This is a genomic window from Mesobacillus sp. (assembly GCF_049588175.1).
In the GTDB taxonomy this organism is placed as follows: Bacteria; Bacillota; Bacilli; order Bacillales; family Cytobacillaceae; genus Mesobacillus.
This window is the reverse complement of record NZ_JBAVFI010000663.1, coordinates 1-5865: the sequence shown is the minus strand read 5'-3', so window position 1 is coordinate 5865 and position 5865 is coordinate 1. Positions and strand designations below refer to the sequence as shown.

The following is a 5865-nucleotide window of genomic DNA, read 5'->3' as shown; positions in this document are numbered from 1 at the left end:
CTTGGAATCCTAAGCGAGTGGTCATTATAAGGTTTCTTATGACCATTCATCTCTTGGAATCCTAAGCGAGTGGTCATTATAGGGTTTCTTATGACCATTCATCTCTTGGAATTTTAAGCGAGTGGTCATTATAGGGTTTCTTATGACCATTCATCTCTTGAAATCTTAAGCGAGTGGTCATTATAGGGTTTCTTATGACCATTCATCTCTTGAAAATTTTATCGAGCGGTTATTATATGTGGTTAATAACAATCAAAGAATCAAGTCCTCATCCATTTTTCTTAATGAGAATTTTCAAATAAAAAAGACCTTAATCAAACGTTTGATTAAAGTCTAACTAAGCCCGTCGTTATGGTCTTTCCTAATCAAAATCTCAATTTTTCCCATATGAGATAATCTTTTGGATTTAGCGTTTAAGTAAGCTGCCATGGCGGGTATTGTCTAGTAACAAAGGAGTGGGTGGCAATGCTTAGACACTTGGAACTTTCAGATTACCAGCTCTGGATGTGCAAAAAAATAAAGGAAAAGTTAGCTGAAAAGCATGACTATATAAATAGTGCTTCCCATTACCCAAATGAATTTGAAGAACGGGAAGTCATATCCATAGCTTTAAGCGAAATGCTTTTGAAATTAGACGTAATCGACAAAAAAGTGAATTAGATTCCTCGGGGCCAATCGGCCTCTTTTTTGTGCTTATTATTCGATAAAATCTTTATTTCCGTCTTTCTTTTTCAGCTCTGCAAGAATGTCCTTTAAAATCGTTTCCTGCCTTTTAGTACTTGTTACCAGCATTACAAATAAAGCGATCATGACAATGGGAACACCTATTGAAGCCATGATTCCAAAAAAACCAAACAAACCCACAAGTCCTTCCATACCATACAGCCCCTTTGGTTGTCATAGATTTTTAAAAACGATTCCTACTAACCAACAACGAGGTCTAGAAGATCGCGCTTTTCACGTTCAGACAATCAGCCAAACTCTAAAAGGTCAATTATTTCACAAGCGAATGCCTAAAAGCATAGATGACAGCCTGTGTCCGGTCCTGAACCTGGAGCTTGCTCAAAATATTGCTCACATGCGTTTTTACAGTCTTTAAGGCTATGAATAGCTCGTCAGCAATATCCTGGTTTGTCTTGCCCTCGGCAATCAGCTTCAGAACCTCCATCTCGCGCTCTGTAAGCTCCTCATGCGGAAGCAGCGTATTCTTCTGGCGCATTTTCATCATCATTTTGCCAGTCACTTCGGGCTCTAGTACCGGTTGGCCCGAGTATGTAACCCGAACCGCGTTCGCAATTTCACTTGCCTTCGATGTTTTCAGCATATAGCTCGTCGCGCCTGCTTCAAGTGCCGGGTATACTTTTTCATCATCAAGGAAGCTTGTTACGATGATGACTTTCGCTTCCGGCCACTTTTCGATAATCTGCCTTGTCGCTTCAATTCCGTCCATTTCCTTCATGACCAGGTCCATGAGGATAATATCTGGTCTCAATGAAAGAGCCAGTTCGACTCCCTCCTTGCCATTCCCTGCTTCTCCGACAACTTCAATATCAGGCTGTGCCGATAAATACGATGAAACTCCGATCCTTACCATTTCATGATCATCAACAAATACCACTTTAATCATGCTTCTCACCCGCCACCACTAGAATTGGAACCTTGACTTCAAGCCTGGTTCCTTTATTTTCAACACTGACAATCTTCAGTGTTCCGCCGATTTCTCCGGCGCGTTCATGCATATTCTGGAGGCCATAAGATCCTGCTTTCGTTTCTTCCACGTTAAAACCAAGCCCATCATCCACAACCCTCATGATCACCTTATCGTCTCTTTTGATCAGCAGAACTTCAAGCTGCTCCGCTTTCGAATGGCGAAGCGTATTCGAAACTGATTCCTGGAGGATGCGGAACAGATGGTCTTCCACTCCCTTATCCAAGGGAAATGGCTCTACCTTCCACTTTATATTCATCGTGACTTTTTGCTTTAATTCGATTAAAAGCTCCTCAATTCCTTCCTGCAGGCATTTTCCTTTCAGGGCAACCGGGCGAAGGTGCAGCAGCAATGCCCTCATTTCAAGCTGGGATTGATGGATCATTTCCTCCACCATTTTCAGTTGCTTGGCTTCACGGTCCTCGGAAGGAGCCTTTGTTTCATTGATTGCTGACATCATCATTGACGCCGCAAACAGCTGCTGGCTGACCGAATCATGCAGCTCTCTGGCAAGGCGGTTCCGTTCCTGTGAAATGATTTCCTGGATCCGCGATTCCAGCTCTTCCGCTTTTTCAGTTGCAAGCTTCTGAGAGAGCATTGCTTTTTCAGAAATTTGCTTATAAAGCTTCTCAACCCGTTTGGATATCGATAAAATTTCTGCAAAAGCCTGGTTTCGGTTAACTTCCGGCTGTTGACCTTCCTCGAGCTCGAACAGCCAGCTGTCAACGGCTTGAAATTGCCTGCGCCAATAAGTTCCCGACGCGATCCCAAATGCAATTCCGAGCACGACGCTAATACTGAAGGAAAAAAGGATGAAAGGGATGTCCATCAGCTCACGGTTCCACAAATCAGAAAGCCTGGCGATGGGAAATACAAGCAGAAAAGACAAAGTTAAAGCCGCAAATAGAATACTTCCAAGGGTCAGGCCCCATAAAATTTGGCGCATGATTGAGGTCATATTCTTTTCACCTCGATATTTCCGATTACCATCGACGTGAAAATTTTCACCTTTTGCTCTGCCCCATCATACCCTGGCGTCTGGAGGAACAAGGTTTGATTCAGCACCCGGCCTTCCTGATGCTCAAACACCTCGGCTGACCCAGCAACAGCAGAATGGCGGACGGTTACTTCTAAATCATATGGAATGAAGATTTTCACATTCCCGATTATTTTGCGGATGAACACGACGGTTTCACCCTTAGGCAGAACGGTCAGGCTAAGGTCCAAGACACTGTCACCAACGCCTGTCTGAATGTTGACGTCGTTCCACTCATACACATGGGTCGGCGTCTCCTGAGGACCAAACAGACGATTTTTAAACAATGGCGGCTTTTCGATAATCATTTCCTTCTTCTTTTCGACCACCTGCTCTTGTAAAATGGGCGTTATGACCTCAGGCTTCTTTTTCGACTGGGCGAACTGGTAAGCAAGATAAATCAGCACGGCCAATAGGAAAAACTTGAAGGTCATCATGCTGAAAACACTGCTGAGGAAAAAGAATATTCCTCCCCAGAACAGAAGCTTCCCAGACTTCTTCGGCATTAAGGAGCGGCCAAAATAAATCATCGCCCCGCTCGCAAGAAGGGAGAAAATCAAGCCTTCGTTAAAAAACGAAACCTCTAGCAATAGCAGGATCACTCCAGTGATGGCAATCCAGCTGATATAGTCATTCTTCAAGTTGTTTAACACTCTGCTCTCCTCCCTTCCTCTTATTCTTCTACATGGCTGTATTGATACTTGTTCAAAGCTTCTTGAAATTGCCTGGAACCAAACAGCCCCTTTTTTAAAACGGAAATCATTTTTTGAGGAAATTTTGATGAAGTCCTTTCGGGGTGATATCCAAAAGGCGCAGCTGACTGCGCCTCTTTAGAATACCATGTTTTGCCTATTAAATAGAATGTGTTTCTTTACTTTTAAATTCTTTTTCCAGCTGGGCGATCCGGCCGTCAATCGTATCACGGTAGTGAGAGCTTTTCATTTTTTCTTCAAGATTATCGAGATAAGTCTCCATTTCAGCAAATCTAGAATGGGCTTTGTCAGAGTAAGAATTGTTATCCAGTACCTGATCCATTCGGTAGTGTGCTCGAGTGACGTTCTCCCGGCCCATTAATTCTAATCTGCGGATATGCATATCTTTTAACTTATGCTTCATATCTTCATATTTTCGCTCAAGCTCAAGCTGTTGCTTAGTTGCATTCATTAATGCCTCCTGCAGTCTTGCAGCCCTTTCTTCATATTGAGCCTGCTCCTGGCTAGCAAAAGCTTGTAAATCTGCTTCGCCAGCTCTCATAGCAATCTCGGACTGATACTTGCGTTTTTCGGCCATCTCCAGAGCCTGGTTATGCTCACGTGTGAACTGATCCTTCAACTGGCTTTGGCGTTCAACTAGCTTTCTCACCTTTTCTGTTTCCAATTCACATTCACGAAGATACTGATTTAAAAGCACGATTGGATTTTTATTTTCCTTTTTATCAAGTGCCTCATGCAGGTCCGCCATTACAGTGTTTTTGATTCTTGTTAATAGATTTGTCATTTTAAGTTTCTCTCCTTTAATTGGTCATTTTTTTAAAATTGGCTGTGTTAAACTTGTCTGTTGATTTCCGCTCCAGGCGCTTGCTTTCCGGGGGCGTCAGGCGATGTCTCCTCGTTGCTTTGCTCCTGCGGGGTCTCACCTTGGCCGCTAATCCCCCAGGAGTCAAGCGCCTTCCACTCCAATCAACAGGCGTTAAATTAAAATTGACCTTTAACACAGCCTAAAAATTAGTGAAGCCAGCTTTTAATCTACTGCACAGTCTTTCATCCAATTGGCCAACTTAATTGTTTTTCAACTGAACCCATTGCTTTTCAAAATTTACGAATGGATCTTTTTCTTCTGATATAGTTTCCGCTTTTTTGTCCCAGTTTTTATACACCAGGTAAAGGACGTATGCAGCCGCGATTCCCAGGATAGCTGGAATGTTTGAAGCTGTCGCCATCAGAATAATGAAACCTGCGATTCCCCAGCCAATTTTACCTGCTTTAGAATTCGTCTTTAAAAACTGCTTCACTGCGAAGTACAGCACCAGCAAGCTGACTGCCAGCCCCACAAGCGGGCCAAGGTTCGAAATCAGCACCATCGCCGCAATACCGCCGGCTACTACTAAACCAAATTTTTTCATTTTCAATTCCTCCTTTTCTCTTATGGTTTAATCTTACCTTTATCGCAAAAAGTCTATAACGTGCTTGAGCTTGATTTTAAAGTAAGACCTGAGGCTTAGATGCGGGCAGGACTGGCGGAACCGCGCTATGAAGAGGGTTGTTGGCAAAGGAATATATTAGCTGTTAATGGGTGGTTTTAACGGGTATCAGTTAGAAGGCAGCATGAGGAGGTAATCACATGTTTGGATTGCATGATATCATAAAATTTCTTTGGTCATTCTTTTTGATTTTACCCATGGTCATTATGGTTCATATACTTGGTCATATCACGTTTGCAGCTATTTTCGGCGCAAAAGGAATTAGAGTGAGACTAGGCAGCGGGAAAAAACTCTTTTCTTTTTGGAAAATCGCTATACACCAATTCTACTTCTGGTCGGGAGACTGTGAATTTGAATATGTAACATTCGATAACCGATTATCTAAGACCATTATTTTATTAGGCGGTTCGACTTTTAATTTGTTGAGCATGCTCTTGCTTAATCTTTTAATCTGGTTCGACTTATTCGAACCCAACATTATGGCGTTCCAGTTTATCTATTTTTCGTTTTACTACATGTTCTTCGCCCTGCTTCCGATGGATTACCCAGGAGGCGCGCACAGCGATGGCAAAGCCCTTTACCGCCTATGGAAAAAAGGCGAACGCGGCGTTTCTTCGGTGGATTGCCAGTACAGGTGTTAAAAGCATAAAAATTGAAAATGCCGGCCAGATTTTTAGTCTGGACCGGCATTTTTTTATATAAAGAGAAGTTTCTACAGCAAAACGTGGTGTGGTGGTTCCTTTAAAATTCGGGAGCGAATTTAGACCACTTCTCCATTGAGATGAGTTTATTACTTGTTGGTTTGGATTTATTACTTGTTGTTTTGGGTTTATTACTTGTTGTTTTGGGTTTATTACTTGTTGTTTTTGGTTTATTACTTGTTGGAGCGATTTTAATACTAGTTGGATTCGTTTTAATACC

Annotated in this window: 9 protein-coding genes; 2 read left to right on the top strand and 7 right to left on the bottom strand. The window is 42.5% G+C overall.

What is annotated here, in order from left to right; all coding sequences use genetic code 11:
- Window positions 1-465: 465 nt before the first annotated feature.
- On the top strand, window positions 466-660 hold the full coding sequence (locus WB217_RS16105; RefSeq protein ID WP_423994273.1) for a hypothetical protein: 195 nt from the start codon (window positions 466-468) through the stop codon (window positions 658-660).
- A 36-nt stretch (window positions 661-696) separates the two neighbouring features.
- Here WB217_RS16105 and WB217_RS16100 read toward each other — a convergent pair whose 3' ends face one another.
- From WB217_RS16100 to WB217_RS16075, 6 genes are all read right to left on the bottom strand, one after another.
- Window positions 697-876 (bottom strand): hypothetical protein, encoded by a 180-nt coding sequence (locus WB217_RS16100; RefSeq protein WP_423994271.1) that lies wholly within the window; start codon window positions 874-876, stop codon window positions 697-699.
- Between the two features lie 118 nt (window positions 877-994).
- Window positions 995-1627 carry a response regulator gene (locus WB217_RS16095; protein WP_423994270.1) on the bottom strand — a complete coding sequence of 211 codons (633 nt, stop codon included), beginning with the start codon at window positions 1625-1627 and terminating at the stop codon, window positions 995-997.
- Entirely contained in the window at window positions 1620-2666 is a 1047-nt protein-coding gene (locus tag WB217_RS16090; RefSeq protein WP_423994269.1) for a sensor histidine kinase, read from the bottom strand. Before WB217_RS16090 ends, WB217_RS16095 begins: the two co-directional genes overlap by 8 nt.
- Entirely contained in the window at window positions 2663-3397 is a 735-nt protein-coding gene (gene liaF, locus WB217_RS16085; protein WP_423994268.1) for a cell wall-active antibiotics response protein LiaF, read from the bottom strand. The genes WB217_RS16090 and liaF overlap by 4 nt, the downstream gene beginning before the upstream one ends.
- Before the next feature lie 199 nt (window positions 3398-3596).
- Window positions 3597-4241, bottom strand: coding sequence for a PspA/IM30 family protein (locus tag WB217_RS16080; protein ID WP_423994266.1), 645 nt, complete (start codon window positions 4239-4241; stop codon window positions 3597-3599).
- Between the two features lie 280 nt (window positions 4242-4521).
- Window positions 4522-4866: a flagellar basal body rod protein gene (locus tag WB217_RS16075; protein WP_423994265.1), complete on the bottom strand. Its 345-nt coding sequence runs from the start codon at window positions 4864-4866 to the stop codon at window positions 4522-4524.
- A 218-nt stretch (window positions 4867-5084) separates the two neighbouring features.
- Between WB217_RS16075 and WB217_RS16070 the strand changes: the two genes are divergently transcribed.
- Entirely contained in the window at window positions 5085-5585 is a 501-nt protein-coding gene (locus WB217_RS16070; RefSeq protein ID WP_423994264.1) for a hypothetical protein, read from the top strand.
- Window positions 5586-5685: 100 nt separating this feature from the next.
- Here WB217_RS16070 and WB217_RS16065 read toward each other — a convergent pair.
- The coding region (locus WB217_RS16065; protein WP_423994263.1) for a hypothetical protein at window positions 5686-5865 on the bottom strand (180 nt) is incomplete at its 5' end.

What these genes read in the sequence shown, in the direction of transcription:
- WB217_RS16075 (WP_423994265.1), bottom strand. Translation starts at nt 4,866, where the DNA reads ATGAAAAAATTTGGTTTAGTAGTAGCCGGCGGTATTGCGGCGATGGTG.
- WB217_RS16105 (WP_423994273.1), top strand. Translation starts at nt 466, where the DNA reads ATGCTTAGACACTTGGAACTTTCAGATTACCAGCTCTGGATGTGCAAA.
- WB217_RS16090 (WP_423994269.1), bottom strand. Translation starts at nt 2,666, where the DNA reads ATGACCTCAATCATGCGCCAAATTTTATGGGGCCTGACCCTTGGAAGT.
- WB217_RS16100 (WP_423994271.1), bottom strand. Translation starts at nt 876, where the DNA reads ATGGAAGGACTTGTGGGTTTGTTTGGTTTTTTTGGAATCATGGCTTCA.
- WB217_RS16095 (WP_423994270.1), bottom strand. Translation starts at nt 1,627, where the DNA reads ATGATTAAAGTGGTATTTGTTGATGATCATGAAATGGTAAGGATCGGA.
- WB217_RS16070 (WP_423994264.1), top strand. Translation starts at nt 5,085, where the DNA reads ATGTTTGGATTGCATGATATCATAAAATTTCTTTGGTCATTCTTTTTG.
- WB217_RS16080 (WP_423994266.1), bottom strand. Translation starts at nt 4,241, where the DNA reads ATGACAAATCTATTAACAAGAATCAAAAACACTGTAATGGCGGACCTG.